This window comes from Sphingomonas sanguinis (genome assembly GCF_001476905.1).
In the GTDB taxonomy this organism is placed as follows: domain Bacteria; phylum Pseudomonadota; class Alphaproteobacteria; order Sphingomonadales; family Sphingomonadaceae; genus Sphingomonas; species Sphingomonas sanguinis_B.
This window is the reverse complement of the sequence record NZ_LDTE01000179.1, coordinates 1-718: the sequence shown is the minus strand read 5'-3', so window position 1 is coordinate 718 and position 718 is coordinate 1. Positions and strand designations below refer to the sequence as shown.

Annotated in this window: 1 protein-coding gene; it reads right to left on the bottom strand. The window is 61.0% G+C overall.

What is annotated here, in order from left to right:
* Nucleotides 1–317 (bottom strand): SapC family protein (locus SB4_RS18340; protein ID WP_241488696.1); only part of this gene is annotated, 317 nt, incomplete at its 3' end.
* Nucleotides 318–718: the final 401 nt, after the last annotated feature.

Below are 718 nucleotides of genomic sequence, written 5' to 3'. Positions count from 1 at the left end.
AAAGCGGGGTGGGCGGGGTCGATAGCGATATTCTCGCCGGAGACATAGAAAGCCTGGCGTTCCAGATCGGCCGGGCGATAGCCCGCCAGCGTGCCCTTGGCCCCCAGGCAGAGATTTTCGTCCGGCACCAATCCCATCAAAGCGCCGGGATAGAGATCGCCGGTTTCCGGGTTGCGCGCGAAGAGGATCGGATAATGGAGCGCGGCGGACAGGAACTCGCCCGCGACCAGCTGGACGAAATGCCGTGCCGCATCCGGGGCGGAGGAGACCCGCAGGGACGCATGTCGCGCGCTGTCGAGCAATTCCATGTCGGCCATGATCGTCAATCCCTCCGTTATCGTCTCTGGTCACCCGTCTTTGCGACGTGTTGGCCGATGCTGGCGATGCCATCGGGTCTTTTGACCGTAGCCATCGGTCGGTCGTCAAGACCTGGCGATAGCGGACTAGGAACACTCCGACAAACGCCTTGTTCTGGATTAATTATAACGCTAACATGATTCCATCGAATGGGCGGTACGGTGATTCAACACCGATCGCTCGGGAGAATATAAAACTGAAGGAGAGGGGAAGATGGTGTTACGCCCTGCTTTTGTGGCTGCGTTCGTTTCACGCCATGGCCTGATGGCCGGTGTCTCGCCGCTGGTGGCACTGGCGCTGATGTCGCCCGGCATCGCCGTTGCCCAGACTGCCTCCGCCCAGCAGGCCGGAACGCCACAGG